The organism is Paenibacillus sp. FW101-FHT12H11, assembly GCF_058790355.1.
Genome location: NZ_JBYTCO010000010.1, coordinates 346,113 through 369,684 on the forward strand (window position 1 = coordinate 346,113; position 23,572 = coordinate 369,684).

24 protein-coding genes are annotated in these 23,572 nt (G+C 47.4%); 3 read left to right on the top strand and 21 right to left on the bottom strand.

Translation table 11 applies throughout. The annotated features are described in order from the left end of the window. Nucleotides 1-2: 2 nt before the first annotated feature. Nucleotides 3-476, bottom strand: a complete 474-nt coding sequence (gene spoVAC / locus AC3WTJ_RS29740) for a stage V sporulation protein AC (protein WP_157321810.1) — start codon at nucleotides 474-476, stop codon at nucleotides 3-5. Nucleotides 477-494: 18 nt separating this feature from the next. After that, entirely contained in the window at nucleotides 495-1,355 is an 861-nt protein-coding gene (locus AC3WTJ_RS29745; RefSeq protein WP_492524782.1) for a DUF421 domain-containing protein, read from the bottom strand. Nucleotides 1,356-1,553: 198 nt separating this feature from the next. Here AC3WTJ_RS29745 and AC3WTJ_RS29750 point away from each other — a divergent pair, with 198 nt between their 5' ends. Continuing rightward, the gene (locus AC3WTJ_RS29750; protein ID WP_127449940.1) at nucleotides 1,554-1,760 is read left to right on the top strand and encodes a DUF1657 domain-containing protein; all 207 of its coding nucleotides are present in this window, start codon (nucleotides 1,554-1,556) and stop codon (nucleotides 1,758-1,760) included. Between the two features lie 185 nt (nucleotides 1,761-1,945). Here the strand turns inward: AC3WTJ_RS29750 and AC3WTJ_RS29755 are convergent, their stop codons facing one another. From AC3WTJ_RS29755 to AC3WTJ_RS29805, 11 genes are all read right to left on the bottom strand, one after another. Further along, nucleotides 1,946-2,086, bottom strand: a complete 141-nt coding sequence (locus AC3WTJ_RS29755; protein ID WP_127449942.1) for an N-acetylmuramoyl-L-alanine amidase — start codon at nucleotides 2,084-2,086, stop codon at nucleotides 1,946-1,948. Between the two features lie 26 nt (nucleotides 2,087-2,112). Beyond that, nucleotides 2,113-2,874: a C1 family peptidase gene (locus AC3WTJ_RS29760; RefSeq protein ID WP_157321812.1), complete on the bottom strand. Its 762-nt coding sequence runs from the start codon at nucleotides 2,872-2,874 to the stop codon at nucleotides 2,113-2,115. Nucleotides 2,875-3,484: 610 nt separating this feature from the next. Beyond that, entirely contained in the window at nucleotides 3,485-4,600 is a 1,116-nt protein-coding gene (locus tag AC3WTJ_RS29765; RefSeq protein ID WP_492524807.1) for a rhamnogalacturonan acetylesterase, read from the bottom strand. A 3-nt stretch (nucleotides 4,601-4,603) separates the two neighbouring features. After that, entirely contained in the window at nucleotides 4,604-5,629 is a 1,026-nt protein-coding gene (locus AC3WTJ_RS29770) for a glycoside hydrolase family 88/105 protein (protein WP_492524783.1), read from the bottom strand. Nucleotides 5,630-5,682: 53 nt separating this feature from the next. Next, nucleotides 5,683-6,528: a carbohydrate ABC transporter permease gene (locus AC3WTJ_RS29775; RefSeq protein WP_492524784.1), complete on the bottom strand. Its 846-nt coding sequence runs from the start codon at nucleotides 6,526-6,528 to the stop codon at nucleotides 5,683-5,685. Between the two features lie 12 nt (nucleotides 6,529-6,540). Beyond that, complete coding sequence (locus tag AC3WTJ_RS29780) at nucleotides 6,541-7,428, bottom strand: carbohydrate ABC transporter permease (RefSeq protein WP_127449952.1); 888 nt, start codon at nucleotides 7,426-7,428, stop codon at nucleotides 6,541-6,543. Nucleotides 7,429-7,528: 100 nt separating this feature from the next. Continuing rightward, nucleotides 7,529-8,848, bottom strand: coding sequence for an ABC transporter substrate-binding protein (locus AC3WTJ_RS29785; protein WP_492524785.1), 1,320 nt, complete (start codon nucleotides 8,846-8,848; stop codon nucleotides 7,529-7,531). A gap of 111 nt (nucleotides 8,849-8,959) precedes the next feature. Then, complete coding sequence (locus AC3WTJ_RS29790; RefSeq protein ID WP_492524786.1) at nucleotides 8,960-10,513, bottom strand: response regulator; 1,554 nt, start codon at nucleotides 10,511-10,513, stop codon at nucleotides 8,960-8,962. A 5-nt stretch (nucleotides 10,514-10,518) separates the two neighbouring features. After that, nucleotides 10,519-12,288 (bottom strand): cache domain-containing sensor histidine kinase, encoded by a 1,770-nt coding sequence (locus AC3WTJ_RS29795; protein WP_492524787.1) that lies wholly within the window; start codon nucleotides 12,286-12,288, stop codon nucleotides 10,519-10,521. Nucleotides 12,289-12,417: 129 nt separating this feature from the next. Further along, complete coding sequence (locus tag AC3WTJ_RS29800) at nucleotides 12,418-14,457, bottom strand: beta-galactosidase (protein WP_492524808.1); 2,040 nt, start codon at nucleotides 14,455-14,457, stop codon at nucleotides 12,418-12,420. Nucleotides 14,458-14,645: 188 nt separating this feature from the next. Beyond that, nucleotides 14,646-15,128, bottom strand: a complete 483-nt coding sequence (locus AC3WTJ_RS29805) for a DinB family protein (protein ID WP_492524788.1) — start codon at nucleotides 15,126-15,128, stop codon at nucleotides 14,646-14,648. Between the two features lie 218 nt (nucleotides 15,129-15,346). Here AC3WTJ_RS29805 and AC3WTJ_RS29810 point away from each other — a divergent pair, with 218 nt between their 5' ends. Then, nucleotides 15,347-16,249 carry a LysR family transcriptional regulator gene (locus tag AC3WTJ_RS29810; protein WP_492524789.1) on the top strand — a complete coding sequence of 301 codons (903 nt, stop codon included), beginning with the start codon at nucleotides 15,347-15,349 and terminating at the stop codon, nucleotides 16,247-16,249. A gap of 111 nt (nucleotides 16,250-16,360) precedes the next feature. Here AC3WTJ_RS29810 and AC3WTJ_RS29815 read toward each other — a convergent pair whose 3' ends face one another. The 8 genes from AC3WTJ_RS29815 to AC3WTJ_RS29850 form a co-directional block, all read right to left on the bottom strand. After that, nucleotides 16,361-16,687: an L-rhamnose mutarotase gene (locus tag AC3WTJ_RS29815; RefSeq protein ID WP_492524790.1), complete on the bottom strand. Its 327-nt coding sequence runs from the start codon at nucleotides 16,685-16,687 to the stop codon at nucleotides 16,361-16,363. 139 nt (nucleotides 16,688-16,826) lie between these two features. After that, nucleotides 16,827-18,011 (bottom strand): MFS transporter, encoded by a 1,185-nt coding sequence (locus AC3WTJ_RS29820; protein WP_492524791.1) that lies wholly within the window; start codon nucleotides 18,009-18,011, stop codon nucleotides 16,827-16,829. Between the two features lie 165 nt (nucleotides 18,012-18,176). Continuing rightward, on the bottom strand, nucleotides 18,177-18,653 hold the full coding sequence (locus tag AC3WTJ_RS29825) for a DinB family protein (RefSeq protein WP_492524792.1): 477 nt from the start codon (nucleotides 18,651-18,653) through the stop codon (nucleotides 18,177-18,179). A gap of 77 nt (nucleotides 18,654-18,730) precedes the next feature. Continuing rightward, a complete protein-coding gene (locus AC3WTJ_RS29830; protein ID WP_492524793.1) occupies nucleotides 18,731-19,366 on the bottom strand; it encodes a ThuA domain-containing protein in 636 nt (211 codons plus the stop codon). 20 nt (nucleotides 19,367-19,386) lie between these two features. Further along, the gene (locus AC3WTJ_RS29835; RefSeq protein ID WP_492524794.1) at nucleotides 19,387-20,112 is read right to left on the bottom strand and encodes an SDR family NAD(P)-dependent oxidoreductase; all 726 of its coding nucleotides are present in this window, start codon (nucleotides 20,110-20,112) and stop codon (nucleotides 19,387-19,389) included. Between the two features lie 26 nt (nucleotides 20,113-20,138). Then, nucleotides 20,139-20,825 carry a ribose-5-phosphate isomerase RpiA gene (gene rpiA / locus AC3WTJ_RS29840; protein ID WP_492524809.1) on the bottom strand — a complete coding sequence of 229 codons (687 nt, stop codon included), beginning with the start codon at nucleotides 20,823-20,825 and terminating at the stop codon, nucleotides 20,139-20,141. After that, complete coding sequence (locus tag AC3WTJ_RS29845; RefSeq protein WP_492524795.1) at nucleotides 20,815-21,045, bottom strand: DNA-directed RNA polymerase subunit alpha C-terminal domain-containing protein; 231 nt, start codon at nucleotides 21,043-21,045, stop codon at nucleotides 20,815-20,817. Before AC3WTJ_RS29845 ends, rpiA begins: the two co-directional genes overlap by 11 nt. Before the next feature lie 7 nt (nucleotides 21,046-21,052). Next, nucleotides 21,053-22,513, bottom strand: coding sequence for an aminotransferase-like domain-containing protein (locus AC3WTJ_RS29850; protein WP_492524796.1), 1,461 nt, complete (start codon nucleotides 22,511-22,513; stop codon nucleotides 21,053-21,055). 129 nt (nucleotides 22,514-22,642) lie between these two features. On the opposite strand from AC3WTJ_RS29850, the gene AC3WTJ_RS29855 reads away from it, so the two are divergent. Further along, on the top strand, nucleotides 22,643-23,257 hold the full coding sequence (locus AC3WTJ_RS29855; RefSeq protein ID WP_492524810.1) for a LysE/ArgO family amino acid transporter: 615 nt from the start codon (nucleotides 22,643-22,645) through the stop codon (nucleotides 23,255-23,257). Nucleotides 23,258-23,572 lie beyond the last annotated feature (315 nt).

The following is a 23,572-nucleotide window of genomic DNA, read 5'->3' on the forward strand; positions in this document are numbered from 1 at the left end:
CATCAACCCCCACCCATTATGATTAGATGCAAGAGTCCCACAATAAAAGCAGCCACGGTGCCAAAAACGATAACTGAGCCCGCTAATTTGAACATATTCCCGCCTACACCAAGGACTAATCCCTCAGCCCGGTGCTCAATCGCAGCAGAGCAAAGGGAGTTCGCGAATCCTGTAACAGGAACTGCGCTGCCGGCCCCAGCCCACTGAGCAATTTTATCGTAGATGCCAAAGCTTGTTAAAATGACCGAAATGATAATCATAACAGCCACGGTCGGGTTGCCGGCTGTTTTCTCAGTAAACCCGAACCAATTGATAAACATTTGCATAAAGCACTCACCAATTAAGCAAATCGTGCCGCCAACTAAAAAAGCTCTAAGGCAATTTTTCAAAACAGGTCTCTTGGGTTCAATCCGTTTTGCTAATTCCTGATACTCCTGTTGGGTCATTGTTAGATTTTTCTTCTTATTGTTGGCCATACTTTCCCTCCTGCTTGATTAGGATCTTAACAGGGTATGAAGATCCTGAATGACCTTCGTCATCACCACGGAGCTGTCTTGATACATTTTTTTCGCATCAGGATGCTTCGTTGTTAAGGAATATAGCTCAAGATCCGCTTCGCATTTCTTCAGAGTTGCAAGAAGCGCAGGTCTTTCGCTCGGCTGAGGCACTTGCAGCTTGTCATCATAGAGATCAACGGTTAATTCGCCGTTGGTGTCTACATGGCCAAGAAACACATTTTCTTTCGTTACTCCTAGCTTATCCAGTTCCGTTTGCAGCCATCCCATTCCTTTCCCGGCTGCAGCCAGCGGCTCCTTTTGGATCACACCATCCATAATGACCGTCTGGGTCGGCTTCTCCGTTCCCGGCTTCATCCCCAAATGTTTGGGCGTCAGAGGCTGCGACTCGCTTTTGAGCAAAACACTCAGATCACCGCTGGATTCGAGCATCGCAAACTCCACATCCGCCACTCGGAAAACACTTTTCGTACGCAGCTGTTCAAGAAGCTCGTCCCCTGTGTACCGTTCCTTTTTCAAATTATCCTCAAGCACCTTCCCATCTTTGATGAGCACTGTGCCTTTCCCTTCAAACCACGTGCGCAGCGTCTTGCTCTTGAGTGTCAGCAGCTCCAAGATAAAAGGCACAAGACACCAGACCAATATGGCAATAACCCCATGCATAAAGTTGCTTTCAACATCCGTTGAAATGACACCGGCCAAGTCACCTAGCGTGATACCTATCACATATTCGAAGAACGTTAACTGAGATATTTGTTTCTTACCAAGGATTCGTGTCAGTACAAACAGAATAACTAGCGCGCTAAATGCTCTAATAACGATATGTAGCCAATCTGCCACGGGCCCGTTCCCCTCTCTTTCTTAGTGCTCCAAACAAAGTCATTATGTGCAAAATAAGCGAGTGCTATCATTGAATTGATTTGTATTTAATTGTCAATTATGAGAACGAAGAGAAAGGGTATATTAATGAGCGCAAACAAGTGAAATCGTTATGCTCTCTTTGGTTGCAATCCAAATTCAAATGAAGAGGTGTCTACCATGACTGTAGCTGCTCAAGTAAAAACAACACTAGCCTCCCTCAAAAGCGCGCAAGCCAGCCTAGAGACCTTTGCGTTGTCAACGCAGAATCAGGAAGCTAAACAACTGTATGAAACTGCCGCGATGGCTGCCCAAGACATTGTGAATCAAGTTTCCTCCAGGGTGCAGCAATTGGAAAACGAAGAGCCGCAATACAAAGGGTTCTAGTCTCACCACAAAAACAGCCGATACTTACGAGAAACGCTCTCGTGTACCGGCTGTTTTTGCTTTTTAATACATCATGAGTAGAATGAGCGTAAGTAATACAAAAAGCACTAAAATAAGCAATTTGAGATGATCTTCTTTTGGCATGTGAGCCGCCCCTTGTTTCAGATCGTTCCTATTAAATCTTGCTATTGTGTCGGTTGGCCGGAAGCTTTTCTCAATTCATTCGCTAGTCGGTGAAATTCATCTCTTGCCTGCGGGTCCTCTGTTGCCATATATGCCGCAGATAAAAAGGCAATGATTTTATTAGCGTCTTCAACACTTATCACAACTTATTCCCTCCTAGAAGCACACTCTATTTACCGGTCCAATAATCGAAGGTCAGCACATTGTTTTTGAAAAAGGAATAAGGCAAATAACAGTAGCCTTGATCTCCCCAACTTTTTCCCCAAGAGTTGCGGACGATCATTACGCCTTGGCCCTTCTTCTTGCCGTCTCTGTACCCAACAGCCAGCATAGCGTGCCCGCCTAGCAGCATTTCTTTTTTTCGATCTGGATAAGGGACACGTCCTGTTCGGATAACCGGCAGGCTTTCAAAAGAGCTATACAGCCATATGCCGAAGACAACAGGCTGACCGTCTGCCAAAGCCGCTTTGATTCCTGCCAGATCGTGAATGCGATGATAACTGCCGATGCGATAATTTCCAGCCGTTTGTTCAGCCTCTCTATCCGGCTTTTCTTTATATTTGGCAATTTGATACGGCCATTCGCTTTCCGGGCAAACGCCGATTTTCTGAAGCACTTTCATCCCGTCGCGGACCGTTGCACCAGAGTCTCTACTTACCGTACCTTCTAATTGCCTCTCATGCCAGTAATGAAAAAGCCGGGATAATCGAAGCGCTGAATCGCTTTCTTGACGCAGCCAATATTCACGTAATCCGCTTACAATGGCATTCGACGTGCAAGATCCTAAATTCCCTTGATTGACAATTGGAGAAAGCTTGCTCCGCAGGTCGACTTTGCCGGGCAGCTGAGATTCACGGACATAATTGACACTTCGGTAAAAATAGTCGCGAAAGTCACGTTGGTCCCTCTTTACCGTTAACTTTCTTCTCATCTGTTTTCCTCCCCATTGCCCGTTTGTGGAATTGTACTCCAGTGTATTCACCCATAGGCAGGAGCGTGCAGAAAAGCGCATGCCCCTCAGGCATGCGCGCGGCTTTTTCATGGTAAACCGTCCAATCATTTGACTTCTACTGGACCTGCGGATTTGACATTCGGGAACTACAGGGCGCTATTTCTCAGTAAACGCATGTTTCTGAGTGTAAAGGGAACTGTGGGCCTCTATTCCACGAATTTCGACTGAAATGCCTGTCACAGGGGTCAGATAAGACCCTGTAGTTCGCTCATCGTGGAGATTGCTCGATATCCTCGAAATAGAGGACTCCAGTTCCCCTATGATCTACCCTAGCGGAATACTCCGCTAGTCCTTGTCTGGTGAGGTGGAAGGTTGCAGTATGTTGAGTAGAACAGTTGGATCGTGGAAGGTAGGTAAAGTAGCTTGATTTGCTCATTTGTTTATTATGCAAGAGCCTCTGCATAAGTTAGCACGTACAACAAAGCGTTATTTCCCAGAAAATAACCTGTCCCGCCCAAACGGAAAAACCAGGCAAACCACGTCTGTTTCAGACGGATCCACCTGGTTCTATTAGAATATCCCTCAACGCTTACCGCAGGTAGCGCGAAAGCGGCTGTATCTGTTGTTTTCGAATACACGCAACGACTAGCTCGGCGATAGCGATACCGCCTTTTTCTTGAAAATGCGTATTATCCTCTGCTCCTTTTGGGAAGTTAGGAAACTCCCCGGGCCAGGCCCACATGAACAAGGATTTGGTTTCCTCAGGACCGAGCGTTTCGAACAATTGCTTGCTGGCTTCCGCCAGATCAATGAGCAGAACATCCGCCTCTTCGGCCAGCTGCTTCATAGCCGTGATATACTCGCCGTGGGTGTCGACGATTTTGCCAGCTTCATCAAAAAATCTCCGCTGCACTGGCGTCACCAGAATGGGAACAGCTCCCCGCGTCCGAGCCTCCTGAATATAAAGCATGAGATGCTCTTTATACGTGGTAAAAGGGGAGGTCGCCCGCTCCTCATCCAACTTTTGATCGTTATGCCCAAATTGAATGAATAAATAATCATTCGCATTCATCCTATCAAGAATCGGCGTAAACCGTCCTTCGTTCAGGAAGCTCTTGGAGCTGCGGCCGGACATCGCATGATTCGATACAGCGGCATCCGCTTTGATGAACAGAGGCAACATTTGCCCCCAGCCTGTGTATGGATATCCATCCTCGGGCTGATCGGTTACCGTGGAGTCGCCAACCAAATATAAGGTAGCCGCTTGAGGCGCCGAAACGATCTCGAGTGCATTAATGCGCGGTGCAGCACCTGAGAAGGCAAGCCTCAATTGCCCATCTGCTACATGGACGCTAAAGCTGCTGGACACGAATTCCCCCGCCGCCGTGCGGCATTCCGATAGAAGCAGCCTTCCCTGTCCTACCTTCAAGCCCGTAACCGTTGCGGTAATCAGATCCCCCATCAATGTGTGAATCGTGTAATTGCCATTCGGCAAATCGACAAGAAACACAGCGCCCACGGGAATGCAAAAGTCTTGGCGGAGCGCTTCCGGTCTCCCGCGATCCCTTTCATATACCTCTGAGCCAACCCTAAACCCATAGCCGCCGTTACTCTCATGATAAAAAGAATCATGGCTAACTTTCGTGAAACCCTCTTTCGCACCACTCTGTTCAGGACCAAAGTCGAATTTCAAATGTATGTTCATCATTTACCAGTCCCTGCGGTTAAGTAACGAGGATAAGAAAATCAGTCCCAATCCTTGCCCCCAGCCTTGAATCCGTTTGTAGGGGACTCCTTTGTAGCCGTCAACATCCCGCATCACCGCTGTGCCGGCAGACACGCCTGTGATCGTACCGTCATCTGTTATACGTGAAAGAATACCCTTGATCGACTTATTTGTATATTTATTGTATAACGGCCCTGCACCGATGAGCGCTGCCGCGATACCTGCGGAACCGGATGTTTCCAAATACGCATCCTTATCCGTCAGAACGGTATGCCATAATCCGCTTTCATCCTGTAACCGCACGAGTGCGCTCAATTGATCACGCAGTGAACCTTCGATAATCATAAAAGAAGGATGCGTCACATGCACGAGCCTCAATGCGCGTGCCATCGTAATGGCAGCCCACGAGTTGCCGCGTGCCCAATAAATGCCTGACATGTGATTTTGCGCCAAATTGTCCCAGCCATGGTAATACAAGTTCGTCGCAGCGTCTTGCAGCACATTTTCATGGCCATGGTACTGCTTCAAGCCGTCCTCGAAATAATCCTCACGATTCAGCATCGAACCGATCCGCACCAGGAAATACCCCGCCATGAACATCGTGTCCACCCATGCCTGCTCTGGGAAATTGTACGTTTCCGAGTTCACAGTATGCTGGAAGATGCCCTCTCCAAAACGCTCCGCCTCATGCTTCAGGAAGTCCGACATTTGCGTAGCGATTTCCATATACCGCTCTTCCCCTGTTTCCTTGTACAAGGTTAACAGCGAGTGACCGATCGAGATGCCGTTGACGGACAGCTTGGGCAGCCCGTCTTCCAGCTTCTCATCGACCCATTCTTTTAACAGTTGAAGATACTCTTTATTTCCCGTTGCTTCATAGGCTTCAGTCACCCCATAAAAAGCTACGCCGCCCGGCCAATCCCAATTAAAGTCCATGCGGAACGTTCTATGCACGACGCGGTCAATGACTTCGCGAATTTCATCCGGATCAAATTGTAAAGCTGGCATCTCTTCATTTCCTCCCTGTAGCTGGTTATTGATCAAATGAGCATTCATTCTCATTATCCTTTCAAACCGCTCGTCGATATTCCGTCAACAATATATTTTTGGAAAATCATAAACACAACGAAAATCGGAACTAGCGATAACGTCGACATAGCGAACATACCGCCCCAGTTATTTAAGGACTCGCTGTCCAAGAATAGTTTAAGCGCTAGGGATACTGGATACAGCTCGGCATTATTTAAGTAGAGCAACGGCGTGTAGAAATCGTCCCATCTCCAGTAAAAGGAGAAGATTGCCGATGTCACGAGAGCCGGGACGATAAGCGGGATAATAATTTTGTAGAAAATGCTGTATTTGCTGCAGCCGTCCATTTTCGCGGCTTCATCAAGCTCAGGCGGAATCGTGCGGATAAACTGCATAATCAGAAAGATAAAGAACGGAATTCCGAAAAACTGCGGCACAATAATCGGTTTAAAGCTCGATAACCAGCCAATTTTGGCGAACAAAATATACTGCGAGATAATCGTTACATCTTGAGGCAGCAGCAGCGTCAACATCACCATGGCGAACCAGAACTTGCTTCCTGCAAACTTGATGCGAGCGAAGCCATATCCGACAAGAGCGGAGGAAGCCACAGCGCCAATCGTTGAAAGAATCACGATAATGAAGCTGTTTTTCATGAAGGTCGCAAACGTGATGCCTGCAAATCCCTTCCAACCGGATACATAGTTGCTCCACTCCAGCCGGCTGGGAATCAGTGAGGTTGCCGTTGTATAAATCTCATCATTTGGCTTAAAGGAACTGGCGACCAGCCAGAGAATCGGATAAATCGCAGTAAGCGCGATGAGGCAGACGAACAGATGATACAGCACTGTTTTCAAATTTTTTGCTCGAAAAACCATGTCAGATCCCTCCTAGCTCTCGTAATGAACCCAATATTTTGATGTTTTGAAAATAACCAAGGTAATGAGCCCGATTAAGATGAGCATGAACCAAGCCATTGCTGACGCATAACCCATTTCAAAGAAAACAAATGCGCGATGGAATAAATACAGCGAATATAACAGCGTATTGTTAAGCGGACCGCCTTCACCGTTCGAAATAATATAGGCCGGCGTGAAGGTTAAGAAGCCCGAAATCGTTTGCAAAATGAGATTAAACAAGATAATTGGACTTAACAAAGGCAGTGTGATGTGAAAAAATTTGCGAACAGGTCCTGCTCCGTCCACGCTCGCTGCCTCGTAGTAAGTGCCCGGGATGTTTTTGAGTCCAGCTAGAAAGATAAGCATGGATGAACCGAACTGCCAGACCGATAAGAGCACCAACGTGCCAAGCGCCGTAGCCGGCAAGCCAATCCAAGAAGTGGTGGTGTGAATACCAATGCTGCCGAGAAACGCATTAATTAACCCTTTGTCACCGAAAATTTGACGCCACATGATAGATACTGCAACGCTTCCGCCAATCAACGAAGGCAAGTAGTAGGTAGCTCGGTATAAGCCAATTCCTCTTGCAGCGCGATTGAGCAGCATGGCTACCAATAAGGCAATGATCAAACGCATAGGAACGGATGTAAGCACGTAGATTAGCGTCACGCGAATTGAATCTATGATTTTATCATCACTAGTAAACATCTTCTCGTAATTCGCAAATCCTACCCATCGCGGCGGAGACAATAAATCATACTCCGTGAATGAGAAATAGAGCGAAGAAAACATGGGAAACAGCGTGAAGATCAAAAAACCAAGAATGAAAGGTGAGACAAACACATAGCCGACTATGTGATCATTTTCACGTAGTTTCATAATTCCACTCCTTTATGCTTATCATTTTCTGTGTATTTGGAAGGGCAGCCGGATTAGAGCCGCCCTTTTATACCTGTAACTTGTATCCTACTATCCATGCTTACTTCTTATTTTTTGCTAAAATGGCATTAGCTTCACTCATGAATTTGGCAGCTGCCTCTTCCACCGTCAGCTTGCGAAACAAGATTTGCTCTTGCATGTCGCGGAGCAGCTTGCTTACTTCTGCAGACCCAATAGGATCTGGAGGATCCATGGGACTGCTGTTCTTCTCCACCCAAGTCACATAATCGTACACTTTCAATTCTTCTTCAGAGAGCGTTGGCTTTAAGCCTTCTTTGACCTTCGAGGAAATGGGAATCCCCCGATCGCCCTTGATCAATTTATTAGCCTCCAAATCATTTAAAAACCATGAGATGAATTTAGCCGCTTCCGTTTTATGTTTGGAGCTTTTGGCGATTGAGAACAGCATCGTCGGCTTTAAGTATAGCCCTTGGTTCCCGTTCGGTCCCGGCAGTCCGGTTAAGCTGAGGGGTTTCTTGGCAGCTTCCTGCAGCGATGTGAATTGATTCGACCAGGCCATCGTCATGAAGCCATCCCCGAGCGCAATCGGATTCTCCTCAGGCGTCAGTTTGGACAATGACTCTTTGTCCCAGTCGCGCATATAGCCCGCTTCATACCACTCTAGGTACATGGTGAAGTAATCTATAAAATAGCGGGGATCGCTAAATCCAAGACTCGTACCATCCGGGCTAAAATAGTGCTGATCTTGCGTACGCAGATAGTAAGGGAAAAACTGATCAAAGCGCATATGGTCGAGCACTTTCCCTTTTGCCTTCATCCGCTTGGCGATTTGCTCCAAATCGGACCATGTCCAGCTCTTCGGGATGGCAGGGATCCCCGCCTCCTTCAGCATGGCGGCATCATAGGTGGTGCCCATCGCATTAACACCTAACGGGATGCCGTACAGCTTCCCGTCCACTCGCCCGGAATCGATCGTCTCGGGCGATGCTGATCGCACATCGATCGTTCCGTTATTCGTCAGCTCAGACAAATCTTCTAATTGATCCTTTGTTGCATATTGGGTTAGATACGAGATATCCATCTGGATAATATCGGGCAATTGATTGGCCGCAGCTTGCGGTGCCAGCTTTTTCCAGAAGTCATCAAAGCCGGCATATTCCGTATCAATTTTCACGTTAGGATTCAGCTCCTGGTACATGGCAATCAGCTTCAACGTGTAGTCGTGTCTGGATTGACCGCCCCACCAGGCAATTCGCAGCTTAACTTCTTGTTTGGAACTGCTTCTATCAGACTCCATATTCCTCGGGTTTCCATCCGCAGATGGCTGTTTCGCGCTGCATCCGATGATGGCGAACATCAATGGAATGAGAAGCATGGCCGGTAAACGTCTGCGTTTCATTGTTAGCGTCCTCCTGTGTACCCTGCGCCACATCTCTTATTATGGGCTCGCAGGAGCAAAAATTGAATCTAATTTACCGCGTTAAATGTTCAAAAAACAGTGAATACGGGCCTACATCGTCAGCTTCTTATACTCGGAAGGCGCGCAGCCGGCAATCTTTTTGAACACCTGTGAAAAATACTGCGGGTTATCGCCGAAGCCCAATTGTTCGGCTAACTCGAACATTTTGACATCATCATTCGATTTGATCATCTCCATAGCTTTTCGAATTCTTACCGTGACAACGTAGTTAGAGAAACGCTCGCCCGTCTCTTTTTTGAACAATTTGCCCAAATAATCCGGGTTCATATACAGCATTTTGTGCGCTACCCAGTTGAGTGACAGCTCGGCATTCGAGAGCTCCGCGTTCACAATATCGATCACCTTCTGAATGACCTGGGAATGCTTATTTCTGTTCTGTTCAAAAATGGCATGAGTAATTTCAGAAGCGGTTTGCTTCAGCAGCTGGATACTCGCCTGCAGTGTTTCCATCTGTGAAATATGGCCAATAAGCCCCATATACTGGTGCATTTGCGGTTCTGCACATAACCTTGTCATGGAAATAAAGCTTTGAATGACATACGATTTTGTCGTCTGAATGTCCAATCGGGAGTTCACAAGAAGGTCTTGAAACGCTTCAATACTAGCTTCGGCTTCTTCCCAGTTTCCTGCGCGGATCGGAAATAGAATGCGATCTTCATCGAAAACGAACTGGGCTTGACTTGGCTGCGCAGAACCCAAGATGTCGCGCATCGTGATAAGGCCGCCTTCACCCAGATAAAAACGGTGGCTCAAGCAATCTATCGCTTGCAGATACAGTTTTCTGGCTTCCCCGATTTCCCCGGACTCGCTTAGAGCAGCGGTGGTATCGATTTTGTAATACAGCATGAAAATACGCCGGATTTCTTCAATTTGCTCCTGCAACCGTGCCATATCATCCTGATCCTCGATCATGACCAAAATTTGCTCCGCGATGGTAGAGCTCAGGAGCGGTTCATCGAGAATATCTTCGGCAATATTTTTCACAGCAAATAAATGCTCATATTCGAACTTGTCTTCCAGCCGGAATAACAACAATCGAACTTTCCTGCCGCTGACATGCAGACCGAATAAATCTTGATAATATTCCCAGTCGCGGCTGCCATACGATTTATTCGTCACGAATTCCTTCAAGAATTGCTCTTTGACATGCGGAAGCACTTTCTGCAAATTGGCTTTCATCGACTGAATGAAACCTTCTTTGCTCTCCTCCTGCTTGTACTCGGCAGCAATTTCACTAAGCGCTTTCAAAATGCTGTTCTCGTTGCACGGCTTCAACAAGTAGTGTTTAACGCCATGCTGCATCGCAATTTGTGCATATTCGAATTCATCAAAACCCGAAAGCATGATGAAGCGCGTATGGGGATGAGTTTCCTTGACTTTAGCAACTAACTGCAAGCCGTCCATGCCAGGCATCCGAATATCACTGATCACAATATCCGGCTCGTGTTCACTGACGAAGGCGTAAGCTTCGAGCCCGTTACGGGCGGTCCCTATTAGCTCGGTATCGACCGATTGCCAATCCACAATGGATGAAATCCCTTCCAGAATCATTCGTTCATCATCAACCAATAACACTTTATACATCGTCGTTACCCTCTTTTCGTCATCGGAATTCGAATGGTAATACGTGCGCCGCCATCCGTACGATTCTCTACTTGTATACCGAACTCTTCGCCAAACGTCAGCTTAATCCGTTCGTCAATATTTTTCAGGCCGATGCCTGTGCCTTTGGATTGGCGCTCCCCTGTCAGGATTTTTTCCAAATAAGCCTCATCAATCCCTGGACCATTATCTTCTACGATTAGAAAGACAGCATCGCCTTCCTCCCGCCCCCAAATGTGGATGATACAAGGTTCCAGCATGACCTCGACCGCATACTTAATCGCATTTTCAAGCAAAGGCTGCAGCGTCAGCTTCGGGATGCAATGACCTCGCAAAGCTTCCGGAACGTCGAGCCGGAAATCCAGCCGCTCCTCGAAACGCACCTTTTGAATCGTAATATAATGCTGCACAAGCTTCAGCTCGTCTTCAATGGGGATCATATCCTGCTTTAAACTAATCGACGAACGGAGCAGATAGCCCAGCGATTCCACCATTTGCGAAACTTGCTGCTGTCCATTCATCTTGGAAATCCAGTTGATCGACTCCAACGTGTTATACAGAAAATGCGGGTTGATCTGCGCTTGTAAGGAGCGAAACTCCGTCTCTTTGATAATGAGCTGTTTCGTGTAGTTCTCTTTGATCAATTCCTGTATGCGCGCAATCATCATGCGGTACGTCCGCTGAAGCAGTCCAACTTCATCCATCTGCTGCGAAATCGGTGCAATTGGCGGAAGCTCCGAATTTTCCAGATCGCCGATTTGCAGCCCCCGCATATTGCTTATTAAGCCTTCAATGGGACGAGTAACACTTCGCGCAACCGCCATCCCGAAACCAACGAGCAGAAAAAAAGAAATAAGGAATGCCGCGATCATCCAATTTTTCATCAATGTCAGATTATAAAAAATCGTTTGGAACGGCAGCGTGTTGTAATAGGTCCAGCCCAAATAATCGGAATGAATGTGCGACACGAAATATTTCTCGCCATCCTGTTCAATAATGCGAAATCCCCTCACGGAAGCTCCGACTGGACTGTTTTCACTAATCAATGACTTCATGCTCACAGACCTCGGATATACTAGAGTCCCCTTCGAGACAATAATGAGCTCGCCGTCACGGGTTACAGCTTCCCTCGCATATTGATTTACCATCTTGTCCAAATTGACATGCAGCACCAGGCTGCCAAGCTTCTTCAACTCCAAATTGTCGGAGGAACGGATTTGCCTCGTTGCAATAAGGCTGTAATCCTGCTCATCCGGATTTACCCAACCCAAGCTGCCCGCTCCGCGATCCGAAGTTTCTTGGATCAGAGCTTTCCGCTCGGGAGAAAGCGTTGTCAAATTTCCGCTGGAGTAGCTGTTTCCCATCACGTCGGTAATATCCGCGGCTGAAATATACGTCTCCGAGTTGATATACTGAACCAGCCGGTCTACGAGCTTGGCGCGGGATTGGATGCGGATATAATCCGATTCATTCGAATTCATCACAATCAAATGCTGCTGAATTTGCTCATCCGACATGATGCTGAATGTCAGCCGCTCCACTTTGTTCAACTCATTCTCAATTAACGTGGAGGAAAGATTCAGAACTTGCGACGATTTCTCGTAAATCTGCTGATCATACATCGAAAAGGCGATCTGTAAGCCTACCAGTGAAATGCTGGAGCTGACAGCCATTGTTATGGTAATAAGCAGAAACAGCTTCGCTTTAATCCGCATATTACGAATTTCATCGAACCAGAGGCGGAAGCCCGTTTTCATGTAACATTCACCACTTTTCTTTCTGTGTAAGGTCTTGTAGCACTGATTCTTCGCGGTGGAGGGCGCCATTCCCTCTAACTGCATAAAAAAAGGGTGTTGGGAATAACTCCCAACACCCCATTGAACGGACTAAGACCTGCTTCGCTTCAGAACTCGCACCCCGTAAGGTAGAAGTACTATGCTTGAATTGACGGTACCTGACTCCGCTGTTCCATCCGAAATAAGCATGTCGGAATAGGATTGTTCATCGAGCAAAACGGTCTGATCTTGGTCGCTGAAATTCATCAGGAAAATGAAATCATGCACTCCGTCCGTGCGGATTTGCGCTGTAACCTGATGAGGCAATTCCGTTTGTAATGCCGGCTTGATTTCGGCCTCTTTTATAATCTGCTTATAGAAGCTGTTCTGGAACGATTGCTCCGCACGAGCTGCCATGTAATAAGCTTTTCCTTGTCCAAAACGATTAACGGTCAGGGCAGGCATGCCCGCATAGAAATCTTCGCCATAGACAGCAAGGGCCTGAGCCCCTTCCAAGTGGATCAGTTCGCACAGCTCACGAACCTTAAAAGCACCTGTTAGTTCAAGCGGGTTCCCCTCGTTGCAGATGATTTGATTTTCATCCTGATCGTAAAGCCCGTCGATTTCTTCCGACCAAATACCAAGCGTTTGACGAAGCGGCCCTGGGAATCCGCCAAGGAAGCACAAATCGTTCTCATCGACAACGCCCGACCAGTAGGTAGCTACGAAAGTGCCTCCGCCAGCAACGAATTGTTCAATCCGCTCTCCGACCCCGGGACGCACCATATAAAGCATTGGAGCGACAACGAGCTTGTATTTGCTAAAATCCCCAGTCATATCAATGACGTCAACCGGGACGCCCTGATCCCAGAAAGCTTGATAATGGCTTAGAACCGTCTGCTCATAGTTGATTCCCATATTGCGCGGACCTTGCGAATCTTTCACAGCCCAACGGTTCTCCCAGTCGAAAATGACGGCTGTTTCCGCCGGCACGGTCGTACCCAAAATTTCCGTCAGCTGCTCAAGATGACCGCCTAGCTCTGCAACATCACGGAATACGCGCGTGTGTTCATGACCGGCATGATCGACTACTGCGCCATGAAGCTTCTCGCTGGATCCACGGCTTTTGCGCCACTGAAAATATTGCACAGAATCCGAGCCGTGAGCGACAGCCTGCAAAGAGGATAGCAGGTGCATACCGGGCCGCTTCAGCTTGGAAACGGGCTGCCAATTCGTTGTGCTCGGCGTGCTCTCCATCAGCAGAAACGGTTGTCCACCACGCAGGGAGCGGAACATGTCATGATTGAGCGAGAACCATGCGGCCAAGCTGCTTTGATCCTTGGCATGATGCCAAGTTGGATACGCATCCCAAGAGATTACGTCCAGCACATCCGTGAACTTCCAGTAGTTCAGCCCTTCGTAAGCGTCCATGAGATTAGCTGTCACAGGAAGTTCTGCGTTGATGGCTTTCAGTGGAGCGATCTCGTGTCGGCAGAAGTCTACCGTCTGGTCTGTCACGAAGCGTTTCCAATCGAGATTCATGGCATGCACAAGTTTCTCGCCGTGTGGTGCCGGGGATTCAATTTGCGACCAGCTTGTATACGTGTGGCTCCAGAAGCTTGTCCACCATGCCTGGTTCAACGCGTCAAGTGTTCCGTATTTGCTTTGCAGCCATCCGCGGAATGCCTCTTGGCAATAATCACAATGACAATCATCGCTATATTCATTGGAGATATGCCAACCTACAACGGCTGGATGCTGAGAATAGCGTTCAGCCAATCTTCGATTCATCTCCGTTACTTTCTCACGATAAACAGGGGAGGTGTAGCAATGGTTATGGCGTGCACCAAAAAGATTGCGCACACGATTAGCGCCAACACGCAGCACTTCCGGATATTGCTCCGCCATCCATGCCGGTCTTGCCCCGCTTGGGGTAGCCAACCAGGCGTAGATGCCATTCTCGGCAAACGTATTCAGCACGCGGTCCAACCATTCGAAGGTAAACACCCCTTCTTCCGGTTCAAGAGCGGTCCAACCAAAAATGCCGACAGCCATGACATTGCATTTGGCAAGCTTCATTAAACGAATATCTTCTTCAAGCACCTGCGGATCATGCTGCCATTGATCGGGATTATAATCGGCGCCATGCATGAAAACAGGAAGCTTAGGACTAACAGGCGGAAATTTGTATGGCAAGCTGTTCACCTCTTGGATATTTTTGGCGTTAATCGAATTGTCAATTTCATACCATAAGTATCCATGACATCGCTTACTAGTGCAACCTCATTTTTCATTAAAAAAACCGAAGCATGGTTGAGCCATGCCCCGGCTTATGTTGTTTATGCTTGCATGCTTTTACTTTGAATCACCTTGAGTAAACAATCGCAGGTTGCAAGATGCATCCCTTCGTGAACGACTCCGAAATTGAGCAACTCTCCTACTTTATAAAATGTGAGCGGTCCAAATGGCAATGGATTTTCGAATGTAGCCTCGAGACTCTCTGGGGATAACTCGCTTATTTGGTTTAGCTGAGCGGATAACTGTACGATGAGTTCTTCTTTTGATGGTGGAAGGTGGGTCCAACTTGCTGGCGATGTCCCGGAATTGAAGAATGAGGCATAGCTTTCGGGAATCATCGAATCCTTCGCAAACCCGATCTTCATATAAGCGTCCATCCAATAAATCATGTGTCCAACATTCCAGCGAATCGTGTTATTGTAGGAATCTGCTTGAATATCAAATAGTTCCTCCGGGATGCCCTGTACCTTGTGAAGTACCACTTGGCGTACTGTTTTTGCCGTGCTGATAATGGTTTCTGACATTTGAATTCCTCCTTTTGGGTGAGAAGCATTTGGTATGCTTTTAGTATAGATTTCATGGGAGGTACCATCAATGCCGTGCAAATTATCGAAACGTTAAGTATAAGTTAATGATCATGCATTGACAGAGAAACATGAGGAAGCAACAATAAGGAGTAGAAATGTCTTAGATTGAAAAAGCCTTCCATCTTCAGCGATCTTGTTGAAAGCGAGTGTGAGCTATGGAGTTAAAGCAGCTGCAATACTTTATGGCGATTTGTGAAGAACTTCATTTCACGAGAGCCGCCGATAAAATGGGAGTGAGCGCTCCCAACATCAGCCAACAGATTAGAAGATTGGAGGAAGAATTAGGCGTTCTCCTTTTCGATCGCGTTGGCAAAACAATCGTCCTCACAGAAGCAGGAGCCATTCTGCAAGAACATGGCGCTGCTGTGTTTGGACATCTGAAGCAAGCGAACGATGCTATTGCCGATCTGAAGCAGATGCAAGGCGGATCGTTATCCATCGGTGTTTTGCCTGGTGATGCGGATCTCCTGTTTAACGCCTTGCTGCTGAGTTTCCATCAGACCTATCCCACCATTACGCTCTCACTGATGGAAACCACGAGAGTCACGGAACAAGTGCTGGACCGAAGCATCGATGTTGGCGTCACGATCGGACCTGTCAGCGATGAGAGGCTCACCGCCATCCCTCTATTTCACGAAGAATTTTCACTGGCTGTAAGTAGGAATGATCCCCTTGCTGATGAGAATTTCATCCCACTGAGCAAGCTGAATGACTTAAAAATGGTCATGTTTCCTCCAGACCATCAATGCCGTAAGCTGATTGACCGCTTCTGCATGGAGAAAGGGTTTACTCTGCAGCCGCATATGGTGACTACAACATTATCCTCCCTCCTCCAAATGGTGCAGAGCGGAGTTGGCGCCTGTGTGCTGCCACGCCTGCTGCTCGATACCCTTCCAAACAAAGAGATAAAAGCGGTTAGCCTGCGCCAGCCAATACCTTCCCAGGACATTTGTCTCATCTACCGCAGTGACAGGTATGTCGGATATGCGATGCGTACTTTTATTAAAACGCTCAGAGCCTACGTCGAAGCTGTCATCCAACAAGCAAAAACTTCGTAGGGTGAAGGCGCCTGCCAGCTTTCCTCTTGCGAGTAGCAGCTATCGGCTAAAAAAAGGCTATCCCTCCGCCATTTTCATGACTTCCGGGATAGCCTTTTCGCAATTTATGTACTATGCCAAATAAAAAACTTCGCGCATCGGTTGAATCGGTACAGCTTCACGGAAATCGAAGGAGCCTACGACCATTTTGCTCGTAATCGCGTTCCATCGATTGCAAGCTTCACTCTCAGCCAAGTAAGCAAAAGCGGCTTCCAAGTCATCGCATAAAAAGCAATAAAAGAATTGATTGCCATTTTGGAAGATGGAGTAATCCCTGATCCCTGCTTTGCTGTGTTCTACCATAATTTCTGGCCAAGGCGCCAAATGCATTCGGACGTATTCCTCCAAATCTTCCTCCCGAATCGTCCATGTCCATGCGAACTTCCCGCTAGTGGTCATGCGCTACACCCTCTCCCCATTTATTGGATAACCGATTACTTTTACTTTACCGCGCTAAGTCTGTCCCGTCAATGCTCATCCCCCTCAAAATAAAAATAAACAAAAAAAAGAAGTCACGAGGACTTCCGTTTTTTCGTCTTTACATTTGTTTGATATTACGAGATGCATATACAAACCAAACAAAAGAAGCAAAACAAAACAGAGCAATAAAACCATATCCGCCAAATACATCATAGCGCGCTGCGAAATAGCCAAAACCAAGACCCGCGAACGTGCTCAACACATTCTCGCCCAACGACTGAAAGGAATCAATGGTTGCCCTCATGTTTGATTCTATGCGGTGATGCAAATAGCCGGAGGCAAGCGGCTGCATGACGCCAGAGAACAGGCAGATGATGAACATGGCTGCCAACCCGATGGAATCATGGAAAATAGAAGCACAGAGGAATCCGACCGCGATCATCGCTGTAATACAGACAATCAGCCTCTTGTAGTTGAATCGCCGCAAAAGCGCATAGGATATCAGATTGCCAGGCAGCTGCAAAAGCATGATAACCGAAGACAGCACCCCGAAAAAGTAGACAGGCGTCCCTAAACGGCTCGCGTACAACTGCCAAAATTCTCCCACATAGCTCAATGAAGCCCCAGTAACCATACCGGAAAGTATAACCTGCGAGACATTGGGATTTTTTCTAAAAAAACAAAGCGATGCCGTGACATACGTTTTAAAAGGAATAGCTTCCTCAGCATCCGTGCCATCCGCACACTTCTGCGGTTCGACCAGCAGGAACGCTAGCATTAGGGCAATACCCGAACTGAGAAGCGATAGCCAATAGTTCAGCTCAAGACCGAATTTACCGGCGAGCAAGCTCCCGCAAAGTGCCGCAAGAATAGCCGAGAGCAAATCACAGGCGTTCAATCGTCCTAACAGCTTTTCGAAATGGGATCCTTTCCCCTGCTGCATTAATGTATCATACAACAAAGCGTTCTCCGATCCGCTGCTTGCCGAACGAGCGATGCCCCCCAAGAAGACGACGAGCGCAAAATGCCAGAACTCTGTCGCAACGATCAGAATCAGAAACTCGCAGCAGCCCAGCAGAGCGCTTAGAACAAGCATTTTTTTCCTGCCCCATTTGTCCGCTATAACACCTGTTGGAACTTCTAGCAGCACGATGGTCAGTGCAAAAATAATTTCCGTATACACGACCATCTGAATGGTCATGCCCCGCTCCTCCCAGTACAATCTCTCAATAACATAAGCAGGGATGAGACTGGAAAAAAAGCGAAGCGCAAACAGCAAGCGTATGTTCCTTATGTTGTTCATATGGAGCTCCTCTCCGAAATCTGATTGGGTAGATGAACTCAACCGGATCGGGGGCGCTCGTGAACAACGAAACGTTACGTCTTAGCAGGGAGGCCTTGCGAACTTGTTGAACCTCATCACTTGAGGATCTCCTCCATTCGTCAAAATCTCATTTCGTTGAATGATTTATTGGGATAATAATACCTTGTAAATTTTAATGACACTAAAATGCATGCCTTCATGATATAAATTAAAGCTGAGGAACTGCTCTAAGGATTCGAGTCTCATCCCTGCCGAAGTTGTATAAGGCGTAACGTTGTCTTGCAGTCGGTCACCCAGTTCACTCTGAATTCTCTCAATCTGATTTTTAAGCAGAAATTTCAACTCTGAGAGAGTAGGAACGACAATGTCCGCCGGCGTAGTTAAAGGAGAGGTCTTGTATTCAAATTGCTCCTTGAACCCCTGCGGTAGTTGAACAGGGAGCTCCATGTATTGAAAAGCGTACCTTTCCATGACGACATAAATGTGTCCCAACTGCCAACGAATTGAATTGCGGAATCCATTCGGAATCTGGTCCGCCGTTTCTTCCGAAATCCCTTCAACCGCTTGAAGAACTTGATTTCTAACGAATGCCAACTGCCTGAACAAGAAATGTTCCAACATCCTCACTCCTTTGCGACTCTTTTGGCCTATTGTAGCACACATCCCCATTAGGGAGTATATGGAAAAAAAGCTTTATTCTACGCCTGCCTGCTCAACCAACGTGCGCTGTTTAACACAAGTCGTCGGTAGGCTTCAGGTTGGAAAGAAGGAGCATGATGTCCAGGCTGCAAATACACAACCTTTCCTAAACCATAAGCGTGCTCCCATGCCGCGGGATACCGTTTCCCTTCAAATTCAAACTCCATAAAAACCGTTTTTTTCGTAAAAGGATCAAATTCGAACAAGTAAGGCTCTTCATCCAAATTGAAGTTCTCGACACCTTCCAGTAAAGGGTGCTCGGCTGCCGATCCATAATAAGCTAAAGGCTGGTAAGGAGGGTGCCCCGTAAACTTGGCGCCGATCATCTGCAGCAGCTCATAGCTCCGCTGAAGAGAAATACCATTATGAATAACTAGCAGGCTGCCTCCTCCTGCAACGTATCGCAGCAGTCCTGCGGTTTGCTGCGGCGTCAGGTCTCGTTTCCAACAGTCCGTATAGGAAATGCACAGAGGAAACTGGTTGTAATCCAACTCCGACAAGACTTGATAGTTTTCCGTAGCGGTTAGCGCAAACTCTTCGCCGAGAATGGCCGCAAGCTGCTGTCTGGCAGGCTCCAGTGGATGCCAAGGAGCATCCGTGTTATCGCCGATCAGCATGACTTTTATCTCGCTCATATGTCCTTCTCCTCCTCCCTTTACCAGGGCAGCTCTTTGCCGCTGTCGGCTTCGATATAAAGCGGAAGTGCCGCAAGCTTGTCCTTGTTCTCTTCAATCCGATTCAAAATATTCGCGGCGGCTTCTTCCGATGTATAGGTGCCAGCCGGATTCCATTCGCCGCTCATATATGATTTGACCCAACCGGGGTGGATTAGCAGGACGCGCCCGCCTTCTTTGCGAATTTTGTTATGAATGACCGTGGACCCCATGTTCAGAGCTGACTTGGCCATACAATACCCGAACCATGCATCCCGATGGCTGTTCGCTATGCTGCCCGCTTCGGAGGATATGTTAACAATCAGCTTGCCGCCATTCATGATCGGCTCCAGTAAGCTATTGGCCATGCGAATAGCGCCAAGCGCTGACACATTATACACTCGCTGAATCTCTTCGAAATCAAGGTCATCTTCGATCGTTTTCACCGTATCGCCGAGAATGGCGGCATTGTTGATCAAAACCTCCAATTGATTGGACCTGCTTTTGATATAACGAGCTGCTTCCTTGACACTTTCGTCAGATCCAACATCCAATTTGAAAACGTGCAGTTGATCTGGAAATTGAGTTCCGAGCTTGGTCAGCTCCTCGTTATTGCCCAAAATGCCGCCAGCATAAACGGTGTATCCTTGATGCAATAAAGCTTCCGTAATTGCAAGTCCAATCCCTCTGTCCGTTCCGGTTACACAAACTGCTTTGTTCAACAACATCTCCCAGCTCCCACCATTCCTAGTTATTAGACAAGCTTCAGCTCTTCCACAGATCCGTCTTGATAACCAACGATGACTCTCGCAGCCATCTTAATAAATAACCCATTATCGACGACACCCGGAATATGATTGATGGCATCATGGCATTCACTTGGACTTTTAATCTGCTTAAAATCACAATCCAGAATGTAATTGCCATTATCCGTCGTAAAAGGCTGCTGATCGATCATTCTCATCTTTGGTTCGCATCCAAGCGCGCTAAGCTTGTTACGTGTAAGCTCATAAGCAAACTTCACTACCTCAACTGGCAAATGGAATTTCCCCAACTGGTCGACAACCTTGCTTTCGTCAACAACGATAATAAGCTGTTTGCTGGATGAAGCGATGATTTTCTCACGGAGCAGCGCACCGCCGCCGCCTTTGACCAGATTCCACGCACCGTCCACTTCGTCAGCGCCATCAATCGTTACATCTATTTCCTCTACTTCACTAAAAGGAATCAAGGGAATTCCAAGCTCTTTAGCCAAATTCTCGGATTGTACGGAAGTTGCTACTGCCTTGATTTGCAGCCCGCTCAGAACTCGCTTTCCAATTTGTTGAATAGCCCAATACGCTGTGGAGCCGGTGCCCAATCCTACTGTCATACCATCCAGAATATACTCCACTGCTTTTTCAGCGGCAGTTCGCTTGGGATTATTACTCTCAAGATTCATCTGCAAATGTCAGTCCCTTCTCGGCAAGTGCACGGCGAAGAGGATCCAGCGACTTGGGTCCCATGCCATGCAGCTTCATAATCTCTTTCTCGGTTGTTTTGCTGAGTTGTTCAAGCCTGTGATATCCAGCACCTGCGAGTGCACGAAGGGCAGGATTAGAAAGCTTAGGCAAGTCTGATTGTTCGTCTGCCTTATTCATCTGCGCGTCATTCGTTGACATGCCTCGCTCACCTTCCCAATCTTTTTTTCCCAACCAAATCTCGAATTAAAAACGCTACTCGCTCAAGTCCCCATTCCAGCTCATTCAGCTTGGCATAGGCGTACGAGATGCGCAAATAGTTGCCTGTAAGTCGATTATAAATCGAACCCGGGTTTAACAAAACACCCTCTTTGAAAGCTCGCTCGAACAGAATTTGCATCGGAACATCGACTGTAAGCTGTACCCAAATGTAGAAGCCTCCCTTCGGAACTGACCAAGTGGCGATCCCAGTGAAAAAAACTTGGAGCAGCTCCACTGTCCTATCCCTTCTCAACTTTAGCTGTACCCTGATCGTGAGAAGATGCTCCTGATACAACCCTCTTCCCAGCCACTCCGCTGCAGCCCACTGTGAGACAGAGCTCGAACCGTAGTCATTCTGCATTTTAATATCCGCTAATCGTTCGATAACAGGTTCCGGAGCAACCACCCAACCAATGCGAAGCCCTGGACTTAATGTCTTGGACAGTGTCCCCAGATATAGGACCAGTGCATGCGGGTCCCTCGCTTTCAGAGGTAAAGGAGGCGGTTCATCAAACCATAGCTCTCTATACGCATCATCCTCAATAATCGGGAGACCTTCGTCCGCGCAAGCACTCATTAGCATCTGGCGCCTTCCCTCGGGCATCAAAATGCCGGTTGGATTTTGAAAAGTAGGAATCGTGTAGAGCAGCGAAGCGTTATATCCTTTTTTGTGACCCGCAATCTGGTTCGTAAGCAGGCCATCCTCATCCATGGGTAACCCTACAAGCTTAATATGGTTTGATTGAAAAACATGGACAGAATACAAGTAGGACGGCTTTTCCAAAAGAATCGAAGAACCTCGCGGCAGCAGCCCGATTGAAATGAGCTGTAAAGCTTGAAGAGCCCCGGAGACGATCAGGATGTTCGATGGCGAAGTATGGATGCCAATGCCTTGCAGATAAGCCGCCAACTGTTTGCGCAAATAAAGATTCCCCTTCGGCTCTTCATATCCTAAGAGGAACGAATTCGTCGAGCTTTCGGCGAAAATCTCCTTCATCCGCTCCGATGGCAGCAAATCCGGCGAAAGCTCCCCGGTTCCAAGCCGAATAATACCTTCTTGAAATTCCGCCCGATTGATGTGCTGGATCGTCGGCTGGTTGGGATAGTGTGCTCCAGCTTGTACATACGAGCTCCAGTCTGGGGGAGGAGAAGCCGTTAACAGGTTCCATGAGTTATTAATTACTCTTGTTCCGCCTTTGGTGTTGCCCTCCAATAGCCCATCAGCAATCAAATCGCTGATCGCCGTGACCACTGTGCTGCGGTTCACGCCAAAATGCTCAGCCAAAGCCCGCTGCGATGGAATTTTGGTCCCCACCGCCCATTCACCCAGCGATATTTTATGGATAATAAACTCTTTAATCTGTTGATATAACGGAGTTTCAGATGATAAATCAGGTCGCCAATCCATCGTTTCCTCCTTCCTTACAGCTCCACTATATCATTTGGTTGGGGTCGATGCCATCCATTTGGACGGAGACAAATATCAAAATCCCTCTATACTAAGTAAGAATTCGACAGCTAGATAGGAGTGATGATGTTGTTTCAAACGATATTACATGCGGTTGTTTTGGGCTTTGGACTTATTTTACCGGTTGGGGTGCAAAATGTTTTTGTGTTTAATCAAGGCGCCAGCCAGCGCACTTTCCTTGGGGCATTGCCCGTTATTCTCACAGCTTCCCTCTGTGATACCATCCTTATTCTCGCAGCGGTATTCGGAGTTTCCCTTATCGTGCTAACTTTTTCGTGGCTGCAAGCGGCATTGTATGGAATTGGCTGCTTCTTCCTGCTCTACATGGGCTGGGTGCTTTGGCGCAGTAAGCCGACCAGCTCTTCTTCTCCCCAGCAAAGCGAGGTGACCCAGCCGAAAAAACAAATTCTGTTCGCGGCTTCCGTCTCTTTACTGAATCCTCACGCTATTTTAGATACGATTGGCGTTATTGGCACCAATTCATTGAACTATGCCGGCGGAGAAAAATGGGTGTTCATGATCAGCATCGTGTGCGTGTCTTGGCTGTGGTTTTTTGGATTAGCCTTTGCAGGGCGGCTCATTGGTAAACACGATACAAGCGGGCGTTTTATTGCGAGATTAAATAAAGTGTCGGCTTGCATGATATGGGGCGTGGCCGTGTATATGGGGTTGCAGTTCGTGTGAGCTGCGGAGCAAAAGATGCTAGCCGATTCAATGGGAGTGGATGGAAGACTCAGCTGATATGTGAGCATTTTTGCAGCCGGATGCTGATGGGATCTCATGCTGGCGCAGCAGTACGTTGGATGAAATCCAGCGAACACTGCAATTTCAGCACACAATGCGCCGGTTGATTGGATGAAATCCAATCGAGCTTGTGAAATTCACCTCAAATAGCGCTGAAATCAGTCCTCGCATTGGAAAATATCCACTACGTTTGCATAAAACCTAACATGAAATATCTAGCCAAAACAAAAAAAGTCACCTATTGTAGAAAATGCA

Coding starts and splice junctions, on each gene's coding strand:
- AC3WTJ_RS29845 (WP_492524795.1), bottom strand. CDS start 21,045: ATGTCAACGAATGACGCGCAGATGAATAAGGCAGACGAACAATCAGAC.
- AC3WTJ_RS29820 (WP_492524791.1), bottom strand. CDS start 18,011: ATGAACAACATAAGGAACATACGCTTGCTGTTTGCGCTTCGCTTTTTT.
- AC3WTJ_RS29815 (WP_492524790.1), bottom strand. CDS start 16,687: ATGACCACTAGCGGGAAGTTCGCATGGACATGGACGATTCGGGAGGAA.
- AC3WTJ_RS29835 (WP_492524794.1), bottom strand. CDS start 20,112: ATGTTGTTGAACAAAGCAGTTTGTGTAACCGGAACGGACAGAGGGATT.
- AC3WTJ_RS29775 (WP_492524784.1), bottom strand. CDS start 6,528: ATGGTTTTTCGAGCAAAAAATTTGAAAACAGTGCTGTATCATCTGTTC.
- AC3WTJ_RS29810 (WP_492524789.1), top strand. CDS start 15,347: ATGGAGTTAAAGCAGCTGCAATACTTTATGGCGATTTGTGAAGAACTT.
- AC3WTJ_RS29795 (WP_492524787.1), bottom strand. CDS start 12,288: ATGAAAACGGGCTTCCGCCTCTGGTTCGATGAAATTCGTAATATGCGG.
- AC3WTJ_RS29765 (WP_492524807.1), bottom strand. CDS start 4,600: ATGAACATACATTTGAAATTCGACTTTGGTCCTGAACAGAGTGGTGCG.
- AC3WTJ_RS29805 (WP_492524788.1), bottom strand. CDS start 15,128: ATGTCAGAAACCATTATCAGCACGGCAAAAACAGTACGCCAAGTGGTA.
- AC3WTJ_RS29830 (WP_492524793.1), bottom strand. CDS start 19,366: ATGAGCGAGATAAAAGTCATGCTGATCGGCGATAACACGGATGCTCCT.
- AC3WTJ_RS29850 (WP_492524796.1), bottom strand. CDS start 22,513: ATGGATTGGCGACCTGATTTATCATCTGAAACTCCGTTATATCAACAG.
- AC3WTJ_RS29750 (WP_127449940.1), top strand. CDS start 1,554: ATGACTGTAGCTGCTCAAGTAAAAACAACACTAGCCTCCCTCAAAAGC.
- AC3WTJ_RS29770 (WP_492524783.1), bottom strand. CDS start 5,629: ATGCCAGCTTTACAATTTGATCCGGATGAAATTCGCGAAGTCATTGAC.
- AC3WTJ_RS29780 (WP_127449952.1), bottom strand. CDS start 7,428: ATGAAACTACGTGAAAATGATCACATAGTCGGCTATGTGTTTGTCTCA.
- spoVAC (WP_157321810.1), bottom strand. CDS start 476: ATGGCCAACAATAAGAAGAAAAATCTAACAATGACCCAACAGGAGTAT.
- AC3WTJ_RS29825 (WP_492524792.1), bottom strand. CDS start 18,653: ATGTTGGAACATTTCTTGTTCAGGCAGTTGGCATTCGTTAGAAATCAA.
- AC3WTJ_RS29785 (WP_492524785.1), bottom strand. CDS start 8,848: ATGAAACGCAGACGTTTACCGGCCATGCTTCTCATTCCATTGATGTTC.
- rpiA (WP_492524809.1), bottom strand. CDS start 20,825: ATGAATCTTGAGAGTAATAATCCCAAGCGAACTGCCGCTGAAAAAGCA.
- AC3WTJ_RS29800 (WP_492524808.1), bottom strand. CDS start 14,457: ATGCATGGCGCCGATTATAATCCCGATCAATGGCAGCATGATCCGCAG.
- AC3WTJ_RS29760 (WP_157321812.1), bottom strand. CDS start 2,874: ATGAGAAGAAAGTTAACGGTAAAGAGGGACCAACGTGACTTTCGCGAC.
- AC3WTJ_RS29790 (WP_492524786.1), bottom strand. CDS start 10,513: ATGTATAAAGTGTTATTGGTTGATGATGAACGAATGATTCTGGAAGGG.